17 protein-coding genes (1 of these 17 running past the window's edge) are annotated in these 19,680 nt (G+C 49.1%); 7 read left to right on the forward strand and 10 right to left on the reverse strand.

The window, feature by feature from the left end; translation table 11 throughout:
* A protein-coding gene (locus tag VK958_RS13130; RefSeq protein ID WP_325242082.1) for an L-threonylcarbamoyladenylate synthase crosses the window boundary here: on the forward strand, positions 1 to 771 show its 3' portion. Its footprint begins 183 nt before the window's first position; the window shows 771 of its 954 coding nt (coding positions 184-954); its start codon lies beyond the left edge, outside the window; the stop codon is at positions 769 to 771.
* A 68-nt stretch (positions 772 to 839) separates the two neighbouring features.
* The gene (locus VK958_RS13135) at positions 840 to 1,199 is read left to right on the forward strand and encodes a hypothetical protein (protein ID WP_325242084.1); all 360 of its coding nucleotides are present in this window, start codon (positions 840 to 842) and stop codon (positions 1,197 to 1,199) included.
* A gap of 58 nt (positions 1,200 to 1,257) precedes the next feature.
* Here VK958_RS13135 and VK958_RS13140 read toward each other — a convergent pair whose 3' ends face one another.
* The 7 genes from VK958_RS13140 to VK958_RS13170 all read right to left on the reverse strand — a co-directional run bounded on the left by VK958_RS13140 (position 1,258) and on the right by VK958_RS13170 (position 9,606).
* Positions 1,258 to 1,503 (reverse strand): hypothetical protein, encoded by a 246-nt coding sequence (locus VK958_RS13140; RefSeq protein ID WP_325242086.1) that lies wholly within the window; start codon positions 1,501 to 1,503, stop codon positions 1,258 to 1,260.
* A 171-nt stretch (positions 1,504 to 1,674) separates the two neighbouring features.
* A complete protein-coding gene (locus VK958_RS13145) occupies positions 1,675 to 3,138 on the reverse strand; it encodes a TolC family protein (protein ID WP_325242088.1) in 1,464 nt (487 codons plus the stop codon).
* A gap of 13 nt (positions 3,139 to 3,151) precedes the next feature.
* On the reverse strand, positions 3,152 to 5,275 hold the full coding sequence (locus tag VK958_RS13150; RefSeq protein WP_325242090.1) for a peptidase domain-containing ABC transporter: 2,124 nt from the start codon (positions 5,273 to 5,275) through the stop codon (positions 3,152 to 3,154).
* 23 nt (positions 5,276 to 5,298) lie between these two features.
* On the reverse strand, positions 5,299 to 6,567 hold the full coding sequence (locus VK958_RS13155) for an HlyD family secretion protein (RefSeq protein WP_325242092.1): 1,269 nt from the start codon (positions 6,565 to 6,567) through the stop codon (positions 5,299 to 5,301).
* A 412-nt stretch (positions 6,568 to 6,979) separates the two neighbouring features.
* On the reverse strand, positions 6,980 to 7,609 hold the full coding sequence (locus VK958_RS13160) for a hypothetical protein (RefSeq protein WP_325242097.1): 630 nt from the start codon (positions 7,607 to 7,609) through the stop codon (positions 6,980 to 6,982).
* A 76-nt stretch (positions 7,610 to 7,685) separates the two neighbouring features.
* Positions 7,686 to 8,201: a single-stranded DNA-binding protein gene (gene ssb, locus VK958_RS13165; protein WP_325242100.1), complete on the reverse strand. Its 516-nt coding sequence runs from the start codon at positions 8,199 to 8,201 to the stop codon at positions 7,686 to 7,688.
* A 4-nt stretch (positions 8,202 to 8,205) separates the two neighbouring features.
* Positions 8,206 to 9,606, reverse strand: a complete 1,401-nt coding sequence (locus VK958_RS13170; protein WP_325242102.1) for an MFS transporter — start codon at positions 9,604 to 9,606, stop codon at positions 8,206 to 8,208.
* Between the two features lie 117 nt (positions 9,607 to 9,723).
* On the opposite strand from VK958_RS13170, the gene uvrA reads away from it, so the two are divergent.
* Entirely contained in the window at positions 9,724 to 12,558 is a 2,835-nt protein-coding gene (gene uvrA / locus VK958_RS13175) for an excinuclease ABC subunit UvrA (RefSeq protein WP_325242104.1), read from the forward strand.
* 161 nt (positions 12,559 to 12,719) lie between these two features.
* On the opposite strand, the gene mtgA is transcribed toward uvrA, so the two are convergent.
* From mtgA to VK958_RS13190, 3 genes are read right to left on the reverse strand one after another with little or no spacing between them, the layout of a single operon-like run.
* Positions 12,720 to 13,406 carry a monofunctional biosynthetic peptidoglycan transglycosylase gene (gene mtgA / locus VK958_RS13180; RefSeq protein ID WP_325242106.1) on the reverse strand — a complete coding sequence of 229 codons (687 nt, stop codon included), beginning with the start codon at positions 13,404 to 13,406 and terminating at the stop codon, positions 12,720 to 12,722.
* A gap of 26 nt (positions 13,407 to 13,432) precedes the next feature.
* Positions 13,433 to 14,257 carry a shikimate dehydrogenase gene (aroE, locus tag VK958_RS13185; RefSeq protein WP_325242107.1) on the reverse strand — a complete coding sequence of 275 codons (825 nt, stop codon included), beginning with the start codon at positions 14,255 to 14,257 and terminating at the stop codon, positions 13,433 to 13,435.
* A gap of 46 nt (positions 14,258 to 14,303) precedes the next feature.
* Positions 14,304 to 14,753 carry a rhodanese-like domain-containing protein gene (locus VK958_RS13190; RefSeq protein WP_325242108.1) on the reverse strand — a complete coding sequence of 150 codons (450 nt, stop codon included), beginning with the start codon at positions 14,751 to 14,753 and terminating at the stop codon, positions 14,304 to 14,306.
* A 350-nt stretch (positions 14,754 to 15,103) separates the two neighbouring features.
* On the opposite strand from VK958_RS13190, the gene glnA reads away from it, so the two are divergent.
* The 4 genes from glnA to ntrC all read left to right on the forward strand — a co-directional run.
* Entirely contained in the window at positions 15,104 to 16,513 is a 1,410-nt protein-coding gene (gene glnA, locus VK958_RS13195; RefSeq protein ID WP_325242109.1) for a type I glutamate--ammonia ligase, read from the forward strand.
* A 136-nt stretch (positions 16,514 to 16,649) separates the two neighbouring features.
* On the forward strand, positions 16,650 to 17,141 hold the full coding sequence (locus tag VK958_RS13200) for a DUF4124 domain-containing protein (RefSeq protein WP_325242110.1): 492 nt from the start codon (positions 16,650 to 16,652) through the stop codon (positions 17,139 to 17,141).
* A gap of 124 nt (positions 17,142 to 17,265) precedes the next feature.
* Entirely contained in the window at positions 17,266 to 18,357 is a 1,092-nt protein-coding gene (gene glnL / locus VK958_RS13205) for a nitrogen regulation protein NR(II) (RefSeq protein WP_325242112.1), read from the forward strand.
* A 73-nt stretch (positions 18,358 to 18,430) separates the two neighbouring features.
* Positions 18,431 to 19,680, forward strand: a 1,250-nt coding sequence (gene ntrC / locus VK958_RS13210) for a nitrogen regulation protein NR(I) (protein ID WP_325242114.1), incomplete at its 3' end; no start/stop codon positions are given.

The following is a 19,680-nucleotide window of genomic DNA, read 5'->3' on the forward strand; positions in this document are numbered from 1 at the left end:
CAGGTTTCACAATGGGCAAGCGAATTCTCGCCCCTGGCAGAAAAACTGGCTTTTGCATTCTGGCCAGGACCGTTTACCTTGGTATTGCCGGCGCGTGAGGATATTTCTATGGCCGTACGCGCCGGAGAGCCTACGATAGCGTTGCGCGTACCATCTCATCCCGTTGCCAGGCAATTACTACAGGAAAGCGGATTAGGACTGGCCGCCCCTTCTGCCAATAAATATACGCAATTAAGTCCAACGACGGCCGCACACGTTGAATCCAGTTTGGGCGATCACATCCCGGTATTAGACGGCGGCGCTTGCAGCGTAGGCATTGAATCCACCATTGTTAGCGTAATGGGTGATGAGTGGCAACTATTGCGGCCAGGCATGATTGCAGAAAGTGCCATCGCACTGGTCGCTGAGAAGCCCGGTCAGATATTTAGAAAAATACCTAAAGCACCGGGACAACATCTATTGCACTATTCTCCGCGTACGCCATGCCTGTTATTTGATTCACGCCAGGCATTAACAGACTATGCATTGAGCAAACCTGAAGCCGCTGCTTTGCTGGTAGGCAATCACGCTGTCACAGGTATTAAAAATAGCATTGCTTTATCGCCAGAGCCGTCACAAGCTGCTGAACAGCTGTATGCAGCGTTACATACTCTGGATGCCTTGCAGGCCGCGGTTATTTTAATTGAATCCCCCCCAGGCACGCCTGAATGGGCTGCGCTGAGGGATAGGCTGATACGTGCAGCATACCAGCCACCAGCGCAAAAGGATTGAGTCTATACACCATGGGTGGCACAATACAGTGCATTCAATTCAACGACCATTAAATAACTCTAGGCACCATGAAGAACATTTATTCATTCTTAACCCTTTCCGTCATTTCAGCATTGCTGTTTGGCTGTAAAAGTTTTGAAATACCCAACCCATTCGAAAAAGGCACCAAAGAAACCCCACGATATGGAAAAGAAGCCGTCCATTATCAATGTGACAATTACCAATCGTTTGGCCTTAAGCTCTCGCAGAACGGAGAAGATGCCTGGGTGATGCTGCCAGACCATGAAGTGGGATTGGTGAGGGATGCGACTGACAAGCAGCTCTATCATTACGGCACCATGGATTTACGTTTGAATGGTGATCAGACAACTTTGGATGATAGTGACCATCTACATCTGAAAAACTGCAAACCTCCCCAATCAAATTAGCTTTAATAAAGAAACCCCGCCGAAGCGGGGTTTCTTACTGGTATCAAACAGTGATCGATTACAGAGTAACGATGCCACCAACTACACCAAATACGGCGCCCAATACGCTGCCTACCACAGGGCCAACCACCGGCAATCCGGTCAACAAGCCTGAAACAGAGTTTAACAAACTACCGACAGCACCCAACAAGCCGCCCAGCAAACCACCCACTAGTGGCAAACCACTGACCAGGCTGGTCAGATTTAATGCTGCGCCACCAGATACGACTTCGATTTCAGCTTTGTTCAATTCTTGAATCGCCATAACTTTCTCCATTTATTAAATTTTAGAATCCCGTCCCGATAGACGGGTGAAGCATTATCTGAACTAGATAATTTGGTAATCCTGAATAAAAAAAACAGGAACCGAACAAGAATGTAAATAATTTTTATTAACTTGTAAAGACATTTAATAATATATGTTAACTTATATTATTTAACGTAATGCGGAATCGGTAATCGCCCATAATCCTACGCGCCCCATACTGGCGGCAAGTTTTAATCTGGCGGTGCGCCAGGCAGACAGTGATTTGATATTTTGCTGCTTGGCATTCGACCAGACGTTCTGAGCATTCAATAATTCTATGATATTGCCAACGCCTGCGTTGTACCGGCCTTGTGCCACCTCAAACGCCTGTTGGGAGTTAGTCACTAGCTCCATTGCAGCACGCAAGTTTTCACGTTCAGAAACTAATGCATGGTAACTTTTCCACACATCCAGCGTAACCTGCTGGATAACACGCTTCAATTCGGCCTCCCGCACTTGCGATTCTGCCTCCGCAGATTGCACCTGATGTTTGCGAGCAAACCCTTCAAATACGGGGACATTCACCTGTATGCCTACCGTGGAGTTATTTGTATATATATCCGAGGCAGGCACACCGGCTAATTGTGCTTGACCTAACTGGTCGGTGCGGCTGATTTCTGCGTTCAGACTCAGGGTGGGCAAGCCCTCGGCGCTGACGGCCTGGATATTGTCTGTTGCCGCGCGCAGCTTCGCCCTTGCTGCAATAATGGTAGGATGAAACTCAGTCGCTTCGCGGATCATCTCGTCTACTGTAGTAACAAAATCAGTTTTCTCAAGTTGGTCACCACGATTTTTCACATTAAACCGAGTATTAGCCACTACACCCATCGCTGAAGCCAATGCGCCATGTGCATTGTTTAGATCGCCTTCGGCCTTGGTTTTATCCAGCCTGGCTTGTGAATATGCAGTTTGTGCCTGCAACTGGTCAGTCAACAAGCCCACGCCAGCCTTGAATTTTGCGGTAGCAGCAGCCAGGCTTTCCCTGGCGACTTTCTCGGACTCTTCAAAGGATCCCAGTATGGCGAGGGTGGATAAATTATCGAAATAAGCCTGGGCGGCACTAATAAAGACTTCCTGCAAGGCCGCATCATGCAGCGCATTGGCAGCATCGAGCAACGCTTCTGCCTGTTTCATCTTGGCAGACCGTTGTCCGAAATCAGCCACCAGCCAGGTCAGGCGCAAACTATGGGCACGATTCAGAATACGATTATCCTGGTCGAGAAATGAAAAACGCGAATTGGTCACTTCGTTATGGATTTTGGAAATGCCGGTAACCAGATTGACCTTGGGTAAATAATTGGCACGTTGCACGCCTACCTGGGCTGCCTGTGCACGCGCGGTAGCCCATACTTCAGAGGTCCTCGGATTGTTGCACAGCGCCTGTTCAACGACATCAATCAGTGCCAATGGTTGTTCGGGCAGGCTATCTGCACAAATAGCACTGGCAGCATCCGGCTGGGTAACCAGCATATTCTTTGCGGGACTGCCTTGCATGTGCTGCTGAAACTCCAGAAAGTCAGTCAGCTTGAGAGCCGAAGCCGGCTTGCTTAAAAGCGTCATCAAACATAATAAGAAACCCAAACTGTGTTTCATTGCGTATCACCGGTCATTGGCTAATAGCAGCGGCTGTTTGCACTCTGCCTGCTTCCAGCGTGATCACGCGATCGGCGGAGGCAATGGTTTCCGGTCTGTGGGCAATGATGACACGGGTCATGTTCAAGGTCTGGATTTCCTGATTGACCATCGCTTCTCGCGTCACATCAAGGTGGCTGGTGGCTTCATCTAAAAGCAGCATCCGCGGCCGCTTGTACAAGGCACGTGCCAACAAGATACGCTGTTTCTGCCCGCCGGAAATAGCGGCACCCATATCTCCAATCAACGTATTAAAGCCCATGGGCATGGCCATGATTTCTTCATAGACGGCTGCTTTGCGTGCGCACTCTTCTACCCAGTCATAGTCAGCTTGCTGGTCAAAGAAAGAAATGTTGTCTGCAATGGAGCCTGCAAACAGCGCATCGTCCTGCATGACTGTGCCTATCATGCTGCGTAACTGTTCCAGGCCTAATTTGGATAATGGCTGGCCGCCTATCAGGACTTCACCTTCGCTAGCAGTGCGGATTCCAAGCATGACATTCAATAACGTGGATTTGCCACAACCGGAAGGTCCCACAATCGCCACCGACTCACCTTCATTTATCTTCAGATCGATGCCATCAAGGACCCAAGGCTCAGCATCTGCATATCGATAGCGCAAGCCTTTGATGTGGATGCTGGCGGGTAATTTTGCCAACTCATGCTTATTAATCGTATCCAGAGAGACTGGTTCCTGCTCAGCCAAGGCGATATCTGCTAACCGTTCGCCTTGCAGATGCAACATACGCATTTCCACCAGGCGGTCAATCAAGCCACTCACACGCGATACGAACTGGTCTTTATAGGCAATGAATGCCAGCAACGCACCTACGGTAAAGTCCCCTGAAATCACCAGTCTTGCACCCAGCCAGATGATCAGCACCCGTTCCAGACCAAATAGCAATCCATTGATTAAACGGTACAGAACATGCAGTTTTTGCGTGCGTAAATCAGCATTCACTTGCTCGATAAACAAGCTGAGCCAGCTGGTGCGACGCTCATCCAGCCGTTGAAACAACTTGATTGCCCGCACCCCACGCACCGTTTCAATAAAATGACTTTGCTGTTTGGCAGCATGTACGATCTGCTCTTCAGTGGCATTTCGCAACGGGCGAAACCACAACCAACGGCCAATCGCATAAAGTGCCATGGCACCAATGGCGATCCATGCCATTTGGGGACTATACAAAAACATCATCACCAGCGTGACAAGGGTCAGCAACCCATCCAATATCGCCTCGACAAACGTACTGGTCAGTGTGCGCTGTATCTGGTCAATGGCGCCAAACCTTGAAACCACATCCCCCAGATGGCGCTTCTCAAAAAAATCTACCGGCAGGCGGATCAGGTGGGCGAAAATATTAGCCCGCCATTGCACATTGAGGTTAGTTGCCATATGCATGATGACCCAGGCCCGCAAAGTGGTGATTGTTTGTTGCATCAACATCAATATGCCAAAACCAATCGCCAGTGTGGTCAACAGATCAACATCAGCGGCGACAATCGCGTGGTCAACCACCCATTGCATATACAAAGGCGACACCAGCGCAAACACTTCAAGCACCAGCGCCAGCAACAGGATTTGGCCTAATGAACGATACAAGCCGGTGACATGCCCCATCATGTCCCGCAGTTTGAGGCTTTGCTTAAAAGTCACCCGTTTGAATCCAGGGTTAGGCCATAATTCCATAGCGACGCCGGTAAAACTGCCTGAAACCTCTTCAAACGAGAGTTTGCGCAAGCCAGTCGCCGGGTCGTGGATGACAATATGCCTCGCGTTGACTTCCTTCAACACCACAAAATGGTTGAAATTCCAGTGCAGGATGCATGGCTGACGCAGATCCCGGAGGTCTTCCAGTTCAAGCTTCACCGGACGTGTAGTGAACCCGACCGACTGCGCCATGGCCATCAGGTAATTCAGCGTCGTGCCCTTAATCGAGATCAGGAATAATCGCCGCAAGGTTGACAAATCCGTGCGAAACCCATGATAGTTGGATACCATGGCCAGGCAGGCCAGCCCGCATTCACTAGCCTCGGTTTGCAGGATACTGGGGAGCTTGCGCCCTAAGCCGAACGACAATTGACTAAGAAAAGACATGGCTCACTCTCTTGTGCATTATTTTAGAATTTGCCTGTCAGGCTGAACAAAGGCTCAAGCACCCATTCATATAACCGCCGGCGCTCAAGCATGATGTCGGCGTCCAGCAACATACCGGCCTGCAATGGCTGTTGCTTGCCATAAGCAGTGATGGATTGCCGCTCCAGCACTACGGTGATGCGATAATAAGGTTCGTTATTCTGGCTGTTAGCGGATGGATTCCCCATGGTGAAAATTTCGCCGGCAGGCAACGCCGTTCTGGATACGGACTCGACACGACCACTCGCTTGTCCAAATTTTTGGTATGGATAGGCCTGATAACGCAGCCTGACCGGCACCCCTTCGCGCACAAAGCCCACAGCGCGGCTAGGTGCAAATAGATAGGCTTGCAGCATCGCCCCTGCAGGCACAATGCTGACCAGCGGGCGGCTGCCTTCTACCGCTGTTCCAAGGTTGGCGACTACGGCGGTCGCAGTACCGGATTCCGGTGCGCGGATCACCAGCCTGCGTTTAGCTTCGCTCTCGGTCAGTTGCTGGCTGACACTGGAAACACTACGTTCTAATTGGGCAATCTGGTTCTGGTGCTTGGCGCGTAAACTTGATAACTCATCTTGCCTTGCTGCCAGCTCGCGCCGCATGCGTACTTGCTCGCGCGTCATCGATTCAAGCCGGGTAGATTGCTCTATCCAGTCTTCCTGTTTTTGCTGCGTCTGCTCTCGGGAAATATAATTTTTTTCCAGCAAACCCTGATACCGTTTGAGAGCCTCATCGCTCAACTGAACGCGCGTTTGCTGGGCCTGGTATTGCACATCCAGCCGCTCCAACTCATCCTTGATGCCATCCAGGCGAGATTGCAATGCTTGTTGTTCGTCTCGCTGCTGCAACCTGGTTTTTCCAATCTCATCTTGCAGTGATTGCCGCTGTTGCTTGTGTTGAGTGCTGATTGAAGCCTGGATAGAGTTTTGCTCATCAGAATAACGTTCACTGGAAAGCACAAACAGCACCTCATCTCTTTTAACTGCCTGCCCCTCTCGCACGCGCTTATCGACCACAATGCCAAATTGCGGTGAATACACTTTAACCAGGCCGGTTTCCGGCACCAGCTGACCAACCACCGCGCTACGTTTTGTATAAGTACCCCATGTCATGAACACCACCACCATCGTGGCAAACAAGACTGCGATCAGCGTTAACACGCTGTAGCTCAATGGACGGATAAGTAGAATGGTGCCCAGCCAGTGGGTTTTTTGGGCATTGAGCGCTGCATGCCGATAAAGGGGCGGATTTGCCATGAGTAATAAACCGCTTACATTGATTACAATTAATTAAAGTTACTAATTTTTGTTAACATGAGGCCGGATTATAAGAGCCCTTTAAATTTAAAGTCAACCAAGGGATCAGGCTGAATGTATCTGAGCAGGCAGGCTTTACGCTCGGGTGGCGTATCGTTCAGGAGGGGGCAAAGATAAACTTGGCTGGGGATTTCGATTTACAGGAGAAAAAAGCGAGCCTCATCTGCGGCATAAGGCTTGGCTAGTATGCCCTCGTGATGGGCATACAAAACATCGCAAAAAATAGAACCAAATGAAGATAATGGCGACTGAAATGACCCGCTTGATGGAAACAGCATCATCTGAATTAGCGCTGCACGCCCAATGTATTGAAGCACGCCTCGCATATTGAATTAATACCTAGCGTATTGAATTAATGTGGACAAGCCAAATCTGTTTTTTTGTCACTTTTAGGGTTGATGCGTTTGATTATCGTGCGAAGGGTGTTTTGAATTTCCTGACTTGAGTACGATTGAGCCAACATCGCAGATTGTTTTCCGGCAGCGGGTTGCGAAGCGATTTTTTGCAACAACCCTTGTAGCTCACATCGTGCCTGCCTCTGTTTTTGTTGATCCTGCATCGCAGGAATATCGAATTCGTTGGTAGCTCCATAGGCATCGAACAGCAGCGTTTCAATACCCACCACCAGTGCCAGAACATTGTCCCCAGTGAAATCAGGATCGAACACCAGTGCAATCGCCGGTGTGCCTTGCTGGCGACGTATCCCGTCAAATTTCCAGTTGGCCTTGCCATCAAACACCCATTCTGTCATTTCGCGCTCGCCAACCTGCGTGCTTTTGGCGAGCTCCCCAGGGTTCAGGTTATAGAGTGTAAGCATCAACGCACGCAGATCTTCGGTATGCGCGCTCATTTCTCGCTTGGCAGTTTTAATGTGCTTTTCCGCTGGCAAATGTGACTCATTATCCGTTTGCGCGCCTGCCACATTTATCAGTAGAGGAAAAATAAACAGTAGAGCTAACCATTTTTTATGATGCAGTCGCATTTTCATTCCAAGATAATCCATAAATAAAAAGCCCGAAAAACTTTCGGGCTTTAGATGCTATCTTGGAAATGCGTTTTTAGAATGGGATATCGTCATCAAAATCATCAAAGTTGCCGGCCGGCTTGCTCGCTGGCTGACTGAAGGCGTTGCGATTACCACCGGCATTATTCGCAGCAGGCTGACGGGCCGGTGCCTGGTTGTAATTATCGGATCCGCCGCTTTGGTCCATGTCACCGCCATCATATGAGGTACTACCACCCTCACGGCCTGAGCCCAGCATTTGCATCTGGTCAGCCACGATTTCAGTGGTGTAGCGGGTGACGCCATCTTTTTCCCATTTGCGCGTTTGCAAACGGCCTTCGATATATACCGGGCGACCTTTTTTCAGGTACTCACCAGCAATCTCAGCTAATTTGCGATAGATGACGATATTATGCCATTCTGTTTTTTCCTGCTTGACGCCGGATTTGTCTTTCCAGTTTTCGGTGGTGGCGATGCTGAAGTTAGCCACTGCTTCGCCATTCGGCATAAAGCGCACTTCCGGGTCACGTCCCAGATTGCCCACCAAAATCACTTTATTCACTGATGCCATGACACTAGCTCCCTATCCTGTTCATGATTGCTTGCGACAATGTCGCCTGAAATTCTTTACTGCGCTGATTCTCTAACTTTACCATGAGCATCGTCTCCGAGGGAATGGCGACCGCTTCAAACACCCCCTCCATGGCACGAATATCTTGCGCAAGTTGGGACGCTTGTTTGTCGTCATAGCCTTGTATATGGAACATCTTGGTTTTGACGCTAGGCGGCGGCTGCATACCCAACGCCAGACCGAACCAGATGAGCATGGCGATTGCACAGATTAAAAATACGGCACCACCGGCACTACTGCCAAAATAATTGGATAAACACCCGCCCATGGCTGCACCTAAAAACATGCCGAACGATTGCGCGGTGTTGTGCACACCCATGGCAGTGCCTTTGGCAGCCACCGGTGCCATTTTGGAGATCAGCGAGGGCAGGGTAGCTTCCAGGATATTGAATGCAAGGAAATAGCTGAACAGGGCGAGTACGATTCCGGTCAAAGAATCCAGGCTGAAAATAAAGGCAATCTGGGTTAGCATCATTAATGCCACCGCACTCACAAACACCGGTTTTAGCTTGGCTTTTTTTTCTGCGTAGATAATCACAGGCACCATCAACAAGAAAGACACGATCAGTACCGGCAAATAGATTTTCCAGTGCAGATTCTCATTCAGGCCGGTGCTATGTTTGATCGCGAAGGGCACCACCATAAACATGGCCATTTGTGCGCCATGCAAGCAGAAAGTACCAAAATTCAAACGCAATAGTTGTTTGTCTTTGAGGACTTCGCGCATTCTGGCCGGCACTGCTTGTGCATCAGAATGTACATGCGCATTGACCGGTGTCGGCACACCAAATTTGACCACGGCAATCGCGACAATCGATAAAGCCGCCATCAACCAGAACATTCCCGGCACACCGATATACTGGTTAAGCACTGGCCCAAGCACTAACGAAACCGCAAATGTTAAGCCTATGGTGGCGCCTATCATAGCCATCGCCTGGGTTCTGTGTTCTTCACGGGTTGAGTCGGCCACCAGCGCAGTGATAACGGCAGAAATTGCGCCTGCACCCTGAATGGCGCGTCCCAGAATAACCATATAAATATCGGTAGCGGTTGCTGCACAGATACTGCCAATCGCAAACAATATCAGCCCGACATAAATCAATTTTTTGCGCCCCAAGCGGTCAGAGGCGATGCCAAACGGTAACTGGAAAATCACCTGCATAAAGCCGTAGGCACCAAGTGCCAGGCCGATCAGGGTATGGTTACTGCCGCCTTCCAATTTTTCAGCATAGATAGCAAAAATTGGCAAAATCAAAAACATGCCGAGCATGCGCAAGCCATAGATGGAGGCAAGGGCAATCGTCGCGCGCGTTTCCAACCGGGTCATTTTTTCAGAGAACTGCATGGCAATAGAAATAAGAAACGCAATTAAGGGTAAGAAATGGTGAGCCAGAAGAAACTTTGGCTTAATTCAGAATAATTGCGTATATTATCAGGTTGGCTGTCTGTTCGTGAAAGTATCATGGAATTTATCAAAATTCGCGGGGCGCGCACCCACAATCTGAAGAACATCAATCTGGATATTCCACGCAACCAACTTGTGGTTGTCACCGGCCTCTCCGGCTCAGGAAAATCCTCACTGGCCTTTGATACCTTGTATGCAGAAGGACAGCGTCGCTATGTTGAAAGCCTGTCAGCTTATGCCCGACAGTTTCTTGCACGTATGGACAAGCCGGATGTTGACCTGATTGAAGGCTTATCGCCTGCGATTTCCATCGAACAAAAATCCACTTCGCACAATCCGCGTTCCACCGTCGGTACAGTTACCGAAATTCATGATTATTTGCGTCTGCTTTATGCACGCGCCGGCGATCCTGAATGCCCGGACCACCACATTAAATTAGAGTCTCAAACGGTCAGCCAAATGGTGGATAGTACGCTCAAGCTGCCGGAAGATACCAAGCTGATGATCCTGGCACCTGTTGTCGCCAACCGTAAGGGTGAACAGCTGGATTTGTTTGACATGCTGAAAGCACAAGGCTTTGTCCGCCTGCGTATTGACGGCAAAGTCTATGAAATGGACGAACTGCCGCAATTAGCTAAAACCACGAAGCATAGCGTGGACGTGGTGGTTGATCGCCTCAAAGTGCGGCAAGACATGAAGCAGCGTATTGCAGAATCCTTCGAAACTGCGCTGCGACTGGCTGATGGCAAAGCGATTGCGCTGGAAATCGATACCGAAAAAGAACATCTGTTTTCAGCCAAGTTTTCCTGCCCGGTGTGTGACTACTCACTGGCAGAACTTGAGCCGCGCCTGTTCAGCTTTAACAATCCAATGGGCGCGTGCCCAAAATGCGATGGTTTGGGCAATGTCACCTTTTTTGATCCCAAACGCGTGGTCGCTTTTCCGCATCTATCCCTGGCCAGCGGCGCCATTAAAGGCTGGGACAAACGTAACCAATTTTACTTCCAGATGCTTGCCAGCCTGAGCCAGCACTACGACTTTGATCTGGAAGCCCCGTTTGAGAATTTACCGGACGAGATACAGCAAACCTTGTTGTTCGGTTCCGGCCGTGAACAGATTACCTTCAAGTACTTGAACGAACGGGGTACTTTTTTCAGCAAATCGCATACGTTCGAAGGCATTATCAATAACCTTCAGCGCCGTTATCGCGAAAGCGATTCCACTGCGGTGCGTGATGAGCTGGCCAAATATATCAATGCAACAGTTTGCCCCGAATGCCACGGCACCCGTTTGCGCAGAGAAGCGCGTCACGTCAAAGTTGGCGATAAAAATATCCACCAGATTTGCGAAGTGCCACTTAAACAGGCGCTCAACTTTTTTGAAACCCTGCAACTTAGCGGCCAGAAACTGGCGATTGCCGAGAAAATCGTTAAAGAAATTGAAAGCCGCCTGAAATTCCTGACCAACGTCGGTCTGGAATACCTGTCTCTTTCACGTTCGGCGGAGACCCTGTCTGGGGGTGAAGCGCAGCGTATTCGTTTGGCTTCACAAATCGGCAGCGGCCTGACTGGCGTCATGTATGTACTGGATGAACCGTCCATTGGACTGCATCAACGCGACAATGACCGCTTGCTGGAAACCCTGAAACGTTTACGCGATTTGGGTAATAGCGTGATTGTGGTTGAACACGACCAGGACGCCATTCTGCTGGCAGATTTTATTGTCGATATCGGGCCAGGTGCCGGGGAGCATGGCGGCAGGATTGTTTCTTCCGGCACGGCAGCCGAGATTCAGGCTGACCCTAATTCTTTGACGGGACAATATATCAGCGGCAAAAAACAGATCCAGTTCAAGTTACCACGTACGCAACCTGACCCGGAGCGCATGGTTAAACTGAATGGCACCACAGGCAATAACCTGAAAAATGTGAGCATTGAGATCCCCGTTGGCTTGCTTACCTGCGTGACTGGTGTGTCAGGTAGCGGTAAATCCACTTTGATTAACGATACACTTTACCGTGCAGTCGCCGCGCATTTATACGGCAGCAGCACCGAACCGGCGCCTTATCAAGACATCGAAGGCATGGAATTTTTTGACAAAGTTGTCGATGTTGACCAAAGCCCGATTGGCCGTACACCGCGTTCAAACCCGGCGACGTATACCGGCTTATTCACACCGATCCGAGACCTGTTTGCCAGCGTTCCAGAAAGCCGGGCCCGTGGCTACGGACCAGGACGCTATTCATTCAACGTCAAAGGTGGCCGCTGCGAAGCGTGCCAGGGCGATGGCGTGCTCCGCGTTGAGATGCACTTTTTGCCTGATGTGTATGTGCCATGCGATGTGTGTAAAGGTCACCGCTACAACCGCGAGACGTTGGAAATTCAGTTCAAGGGTAAAAATATCCGTGAAGTGCTTGAGATGACGGTTGAGCAGGCGCATGACTTTTTCAATGCGCAGCCAGTGATTGCACGAAAACTGAAAACCCTGCTGGACGTGGGCCTTGGTTACATCACCCTGGGTCAGTCAGCGACAACCTTGTCTGGTGGTGAAGCGCAACGTGTGAAACTGGCGCTGGAGTTGAGCAAACGTGACACCGGCCGCACTTTATACATCCTCGACGAACCAACCACTGGCCTGCACTTCGCCGATATTCAATTATTACTGGATGTGATCCATCGACTGCGTGACGCAGGCAATACGGTTGTGATTATTGAACACAATATGGATGTGATCAAAACAGCTGACTGGCTGATTGATATGGGCCCCGAAGGTGGTGATGGCGGTGGGATGGTAGTAGGGGTGGGCACACCTGAGACACTGGCAAAAAATACGGCCAGTTATACCGGCCGTTACCTTACACCCTTGTTAAAAAATCTCGCTGTAAAGGGCTAAGGTCAACATGCAACCTTTCCCCTTGATAGTGCATCGCTGCACCTGTTAACAAGTGCAACATTTGCACTGTTAGCGGATGTGGTTTTGCCACATACAAATATTTATGCAACTCATTGTATGTGCGTGTCTTTACTATTGATTGCTTAAATAAAGGCTTTAATTCACGGCACTTTAACCAATCGCATGCGCGCCTGTATGGTCGCTGCATGACGGTTTAAAAAGCGTGTGCTGCGGTGATTGTCATAAAAGCGGGGGTTAGGGATCATGGCCGCCAGCCGTGCCGCTTCACTCGGGCCAAGCGCTTTGGCATTGCTGTGAAAATAATGTTTTGCCGCCGCTTCCGCGCCAAACACACCATCGCCCCACTCAATGACGTTCAGGTAGATTTCCAGGATACGGCGTTTGCTCATCAGGCTTTCGAGCATAAAGGTAATGATGGCTTCCTGCACTTTGCGCCAGGGCGTTCGGTGCCCGGATAAAAACAGATTCTTTGCCAATTGCTGGCTGATGGTTGAGCCACCCGCCACAATTCTGCCTTTTTTGAGGTTTTTTTCGAACGCAGTTTCTATCCCGTTCCAGTCGAAACCTTGGTGCTCGATAAACTTACTATCTTCAGCTGCAATCACCGCACGTTTTAAATGCGAACTGATCCGCGCATAAGGCACCCATTTTTGTTGCAATTGCGCTTTAGGTTTAGCTTCCTGTATGGCCTCTAACCTGGCTTCCATAAAGGCCGTTGACTCAGGATTATGATCAACCCACCACCATATGTGTGCTAGTACCCATATTTGATAAAGCAGCACCCACAACAACAGAATGCCGAAAAACAGTTTGATGATTTGCTTCATGGCGTTAGCGTTTATTGTTTTAATGATCAGGTTTGCCTGAATGATTGAATCACTGATGCAGTATCCGGACGTAAGCCATGCCAGATATAGAAAGCTTCGGCAGCTTGCTCTACCAGCATACCCAAGCCATCTGCGACTTGCGCTTCAGCTGCGCGAGCTTGCTGCATAAAAGGCGTTTCACGACCATACATCATGTCATAAGCCAAGGTGTGATGGGCAAAAACCACATCCTTGATGGGCAATGCCTCTGCCTGCAAACCGGCAGATGTCGCGTTGATCACAATGTCATAATTTTCAGCTAAGTTATCAAAAGTTTGCACTGCTAACTTTACCTGATTCGATTTCGCACCAGCTTCAAATCGCTCCACCATCGTGCGTGCTTTATCCAGGCTGCGATTAGCCACCGTCAGCAGCGCCGGCTTCTGCGCCAATAACGGCAATATCACCCCTTGAGCAGCACCGCCAGCGCCTAGCAGCAAAATTTGTTTTCCCTCAATGGTACGGTGCCAATGCTTGAGAATATCGTTGACCAAACCACAGCCATCGGTATTATCGCCAATGATTTGCTGGTCTTTAAAACTTAAAGTATTCACTGCGCCCGCAGCTGTTGCCCGGTCTGAAAGTGTATGACTTGCTTCATATGCCTCAAACTTGAATGGCACAGTGATATTGACGCCGCGGTAACCTTCCAAATGCAAGCGATTCAGCGTTTCGGAAAATCCATCCAACGGTGACAGCAGCTTTTCATAACTAATGGATTTACCGAATTGGCTGGCAAAAGCCTGATGTATCACAGGCGATTTGCTGTGCTCGATTGGATGCCCAATCACTGCGAATTTTTCAGTGAACATACGTTAAAGAGTTAATGAGGTCGACTTGGCTGATCAGGTTATTGAATTAGTTATTCCACGGCAAACCGGCGTGTTTCCAGCCGTTTATCAGCGTGCGTTGCTTGAATTCGTTTGCTTCGCCTTCAAACCCTTCCAGCATATTGTAGGCCTTGCTGTAGCCTAATTGCTGTGCCAGCAGTGCGGCATTATGGCTGCGTCCACCAGTGCGGCACATAAAAATGACGGTATTATGCTTGTCTACCTGTGTTTGCAACTGGGCTGCAAAATCAGGATTCGGTACCATGCCCGGGTAAGAAGCCCACTCGATGTGTTTAGCTAAAGGCACACGGCCAACCAGCTCCAATTCTGCGCGCGACCTGACATCCACCAGGAAAACAGCTTCCCCTTGATCAATCAACGTATAAGTTTCTTGTGGGGTTAACGCACCCGCATAAGGCAGCTTACTTTCCTGACCTCGTGTACTTCCCTTACTTAAAATATCTTCTAGATTACCCACGGCAGCGCCTTTATTTTTGATTAGATTTTTGTAAAATGAAGAGTATACCTTCAAAGGCTTGGCTTTCACGAATGCACTATATTGGTGCTTAATTTGTTGCAATGCACACAAATTGTGCTCAATGTTTTTGCTATTTTATGCAGGTTACCTGTAAACCACGTAAAATGCATATTTTTGGGTGGCATGCTTCCTGCTAATATTACACACTAAGATTTTGTGGGATTCGGCATTAAGCACAGTCCCAAATCCATTGTATGTATTTGCCCACGTTCCGGGACATCCGCAACATGTCCCGTTTTTTTGCGTGTGCAACTTAAAAAATTTAGACCTTGATCACTGAGGAGAATGTAATGTCCGTTGCAAACGTAATGAAATTGGTTGCAGAAAACGACATCAAATTTGTCGATTTCCGTTTTACCGACACCAGAGGTAAAGAACAGCACGTCACTGTGCCGGTTTCTCACTTCGACGAAGATAAATTTACCGAAGGTCATGCATTTGACGGCTCCTCCATCGCAGGATGGAAAGGCATTCAAGCGTCTGACATGCAACTGATGCCTGATGCAAGTACTGCATTCGTTGACCCGTTTTTTGACGAGCCAACACTCGTGCTGACTTGCGATGTTGTTGACCCTACAGACGGCAAAGGTTATGACCGTGATCCACGTAGTCTGGCCAAACGTGCAGAAGCCTACCTGAAATCCAGCGGCTTGGGCGACACCGCTTACTTTGGTCCAGAACCAGAGTTCTTCATTTTTGACAGCGTACAATGGGACGCTACCATGGGTGGTAGTTTCGTTAAAATCAACTCCGAAGAAGCTGCCTGGTCATCAGGTGAAAAATTCGAAGGCGGCAACACCGGTCACCGTCCAGGCGTTAAAGGCGGTTATTTCCCGGTACCACCAGTCGATTCACTGCATGACATCCGCTCTGCGATGGTATTGACCCTGGAAGAGCTGGGCGTGCCGGTTGAAGTGCACCACCATGAAGTAGCAACTGCTGGCCAATGTGAAATCGGCACTAAATTCGCAACGTTGACACAGCGCGCTGACTGGACGCAAATCCTGAAATACGTGGTTACCAACACAGCGCATGCTTACGGTAAAACAGCCACCTTTATGCCTAAACCAATGTTTGGCGATAACGGCTCTGGTATGCACGTGCACCAGTCTGTATGGAAAGATGGCAAAAACCTGTTTGCAGGTAATGGCTATGCTGGTTTGAGTGATTTCGCTTTGTACTACATCGGCGGCATCATCAAACATGCACGCGCGTTGAATGCGATCACCAACCCAGGTACTAACTCATACAAGCGCCTGGTTCCGCATTACGAAGCACCGGTTAAACTGGCTTACTCTGCTAAAAACCGTTCTGCTGCGATCCGCATCCCATTCGTACATTCAGATAAAGCACGCCGTGTTGAAGCACGTTTCCCGGACCCGATTGCTAACCCATACCTGGCATTTTCAGCCTTGCTGATGGCGGGTTTAGATGGCGTTCAGAACAAAATTCACCCAGGTGAGCCGGCAACTAAAGATTTGTACCATTTGCCACCAGAAGAAGATGCACTGATCCCAACCGTTTGTTCATCACTTGAGCAAGCGCTGGAGTACTTGGATAAAGACCGTGAGTTCCTGACCCGCGGTGGCGTTTTCTCTGATGACTGGATTGATGCTTACATTGCATTAAAAATGGAAGAAGTGACTAAATTACGTCAAACACCACATCCTGTTGAGTTTGGCTTATATTACTCATGCTAATCTCCTGCTAATTGCAAGAGTGTGCACCAAAACAGGGCAGCTTCGGCTGCCCTGTTTTTTATGGTTAATCGCTAGCGTCAACCATTTAAATTTTAGGCACGTTGATAAGCAATACAATCTACTCTAAACTATTGCCATGAAAAGACTTTTTTACTTTATTGCCATTGTGCTGGTGGCCAATCCAAGTTTCGCTGATATCTATAAATATACTGACAGCAACGGCGTCACCACCTATACCAATATCAAGCCAGATGGAAAACAGAAGCCTGAATTGGTCATTAGTGGCCCCAAAGAAATGACGCCTCCTGCGGCAGCGCCAGAAAGAAAGTCAACCGCCAAAACGCCGACACCAAACAATTTCCCTAAAGTGGATAACCACGTACAGACGCAGCGCGATGCCAAACGCCGTGAGATTCTGATGACTGAATTAGATCAGGAAAAACAAGCACTTGAGAATGCAAAAATGCTCTATGAAGAGCAAAAGAATATCCCGGAAGTGTACAGAGCCGCTAACGGAAAAACCTTTAGAAATGTAGCGAAATACGAAGAAAAGTTACAAATCATCGAGGCGGAAATCCAGGCACATCAACGCAACATTGACCTGCTGAATAAAGAGCTCACTCACTAAATGCACCATTTTGGGAATTTTTAATTTGGAATGAATTAAATCATATAGAATTGGCTTGGCTTTTGCTTTAAAACAGGGCGTCATCACTTATTTTAACAAGCCAGTATTTTATCAAGCTAGGGATATGGTTCAAATTTCTCCAAATGGGTTTAACGGGTTAGAGCATATTGCCACTGCGGTGATATTGCTGAATAACCAACTCGAAGTAACCTATGCCAACTCCAGCGCAGAGATATTATTCGCTTTTAGCGCCAACCAGATCCAAGGCCTGCATATCCATGATGTTTTTGTAAATTGCGAGATCCTGCAAATGGCAGTCACCAATGCCATCCAAACGCAAGGCCCCTTCCGCGAACACGAATTCACATTAACCACACAGCGAGGACATACCACCGCAGTCACTTGCACCGTGACACCTATTTCAACCAGCATCAACCAAACTGCCGAAGACATGCTGATCTTGGAATTTGTGCAAATGGATCAACAATTACGTATCGCCAGGGAAGAGCGCATGCTTATCCAGCAACAGGCCAACTCTGAGCTGCTACGTAACCTGGCGCATGAAATCCGCAATCCTTTGGGTGGCCTGCGCGGCGCGGCGCAATTGCTGGAATTTGAATTACCGCAACCTGGCCTGAAAGAATATACACAGGTCATTATTAAAGAAGCTGATCGCCTGCACAGCCTGATGGACCGTTTGCTGGTGCCACATCGCGTGCCGAAATACGAACCCACCAATATCCACGAAGTGCTGGAGCGCGTACGCAGCTTGCTGCTGGCGGAGTCACCCAATCATATCAAAGTGATCCGCGACTATGACACCAGCCTACCCGAACTGATAGGTGACCGCGAGAAACTGATACAGGCAGTACTGAATATCGCGCGCAACGCTGCGCAAGCCATGCAACAGAACGCGACGAAAGACGCCAGCATTACTTTCCGTACGCGTGCCGAGCGTCAAATCACCCTGGCCAGAAAACGCTATAGGGTCGGCATCCATCTGGAAATCATTGACAATGGCCCGGGTATCCCGGCCGATATCAAAGAACGTATTTTTTACCCGCTGGTGTCCGGCAGGGAAGGTGGAACCGGCTTGGGATTAGCGCTGGCACAAACCTTCATCACCCAGCATCACGGCATGATCGATTGCGACTCTCAGCCGGGTAAAACCATTTTCCATATTTTGTTGCCTATTGAAAGCACATTATTCAAATGAGATCTTTGCAAACAAAGCCGCTTTCTGCATTTGACTCACATCCATCAAATAAAAGTAATCAAAGAGAAATGCTATGAAGCCAATCTGGATTTTAGATGACGATAAATCAATCCGCTGGGTATTTGAAAAAGCCCTTGCCCGCACCGATTTTGAATTTAAAACCTTTTCATCACCAGCTGAGGCACTCAACGCCCTGAACCGTGAGCAACCTCAGGTCATCGTCAGTGATATCCGCATGCCCAATGGCTCAGGGCTGGACTTTTTATCAGAGGTAAAGCAGCGCTATCCTGAAATCCCCGTCATTATCATGACCGCCTATTCAGACCTTGAAAGTGCGGTCGCAGCTTTCCAGGGCGGCGCGTTTGAGTATCTTGCGAAACCTTTTGATGTAGATCAGGCTATCGAAATTATCAAGCGCGCTGTCGATGAAAGCATGCGGCAAGCAGTGGAAAAAGTAGAAGACAATGAGCCGACGCCTGAAATCATAGGCCAGGCGCCTGCCATGCAGGAAGTCTTTCGCGCCATTGGCCGGCTAAGTCGTTCGCATTCCACGGTATTGATTAATGGTGAATCTGGTAGCGGTAAAGAACTGGTGGCTAGCGCATTGCACAGGCATAGCCCACGCGCTGATAAACCATTCATTGCCATCAACACTGCCGCTATTCCAAAGGACTTGCTGGAGTCAGAGCTGTTCGGCCATGAACGTGGCGCATTTACCGGCGCTGCGGCCGCCAGGAGAGGGCGCTTTGAACAAGCTGACACCGGCACACTGTTTCTCGATGAAATCGGCGACATGCCGGCAGACTTGCAAACCAGGCTATTACGCGTGCTGTCAGATGGCCAATTCTATCGTGTAGGGGGCCATCAACCCATTAAAGTCAATGTCCGCGTGATTGCCGCCACTCACCAAGATCTGGAAGAGCGTGTGAAGCAAGGATTGTTTCGAGAAGACCTTTTCCATCGCTTGAACGTCATCCGCCTGCGCTTGCCACCTCTACGTGAGCGACGTGAGGATATTCCATTCCTGACCAAGCATTTCCTGGCACACAGTGCACAGCAGTTAGGTGTTGAACCAAAGCAACTTTCACCAGCGGCACTTAAATATTTAATGTCGGTGAGCTGGAGTGGTAACGTACGTCAGTTAGAGAACGTTTGTCACTGGCTGACAGTCATGGCACCTGGCCAAAATGTAGATGTGAATGACTTGCCACCAGAGTTAAAAGAAGACTCTAGCAAGCAAAACAGCGGCGGCTCCTGGCAAGAGGCTTTGGCACAAGAAGTGACTGATGCACTCAACCGCGGCGAAACAAATATTCTGGATGC

The sequence above is a fragment of the Methylophilus sp. genome, assembly GCF_035460085.1.
Lineage (GTDB): Bacteria > Pseudomonadota > Gammaproteobacteria > Burkholderiales > Methylophilaceae > Methylophilus.

Coding starts and splice junctions, on each gene's coding strand:
- VK958_RS13135 (WP_325242084.1), top strand. CDS start 840: ATGAAGAACATTTATTCATTCTTAACCCTTTCCGTCATTTCAGCATTG.
- VK958_RS13140 (WP_325242086.1), bottom strand. CDS start 1,503: ATGGCGATTCAAGAATTGAACAAAGCTGAAATCGAAGTCGTATCTGGT.
- VK958_RS13145 (WP_325242088.1), bottom strand. CDS start 3,138: ATGAAACACAGTTTGGGTTTCTTATTATGTTTGATGACGCTTTTAAGC.
- VK958_RS13150 (WP_325242090.1), bottom strand. CDS start 5,275: ATGTCTTTTCTTAGTCAATTGTCGTTCGGCTTAGGGCGCAAGCTCCCC.
- VK958_RS13155 (WP_325242092.1), bottom strand. CDS start 6,567: ATGGCAAATCCGCCCCTTTATCGGCATGCAGCGCTCAATGCCCAAAAA.
- VK958_RS13160 (WP_325242097.1), bottom strand. CDS start 7,609: ATGCGACTGCATCATAAAAAATGGTTAGCTCTACTGTTTATTTTTCCT.
- ssb (WP_325242100.1), bottom strand. CDS start 8,201: ATGGCATCAGTGAATAAAGTGATTTTGGTGGGCAATCTGGGACGTGAC.
- VK958_RS13170 (WP_325242102.1), bottom strand. CDS start 9,606: ATGCAGTTCTCTGAAAAAATGACCCGGTTGGAAACGCGCGCGACGATT.
- uvrA (WP_325242104.1), top strand. CDS start 9,724: ATGGAATTTATCAAAATTCGCGGGGCGCGCACCCACAATCTGAAGAAC.
- mtgA (WP_325242106.1), bottom strand. CDS start 13,406: ATGAAGCAAATCATCAAACTGTTTTTCGGCATTCTGTTGTTGTGGGTG.
- aroE (WP_325242107.1), bottom strand. CDS start 14,257: ATGTTCACTGAAAAATTCGCAGTGATTGGGCATCCAATCGAGCACAGC.
- glnA (WP_325242109.1), top strand. CDS start 15,104: ATGTCCGTTGCAAACGTAATGAAATTGGTTGCAGAAAACGACATCAAA.
- VK958_RS13200 (WP_325242110.1), top strand. CDS start 16,650: ATGAAAAGACTTTTTTACTTTATTGCCATTGTGCTGGTGGCCAATCCA.
- glnL (WP_325242112.1), top strand. CDS start 17,266: ATGGTTCAAATTTCTCCAAATGGGTTTAACGGGTTAGAGCATATTGCC.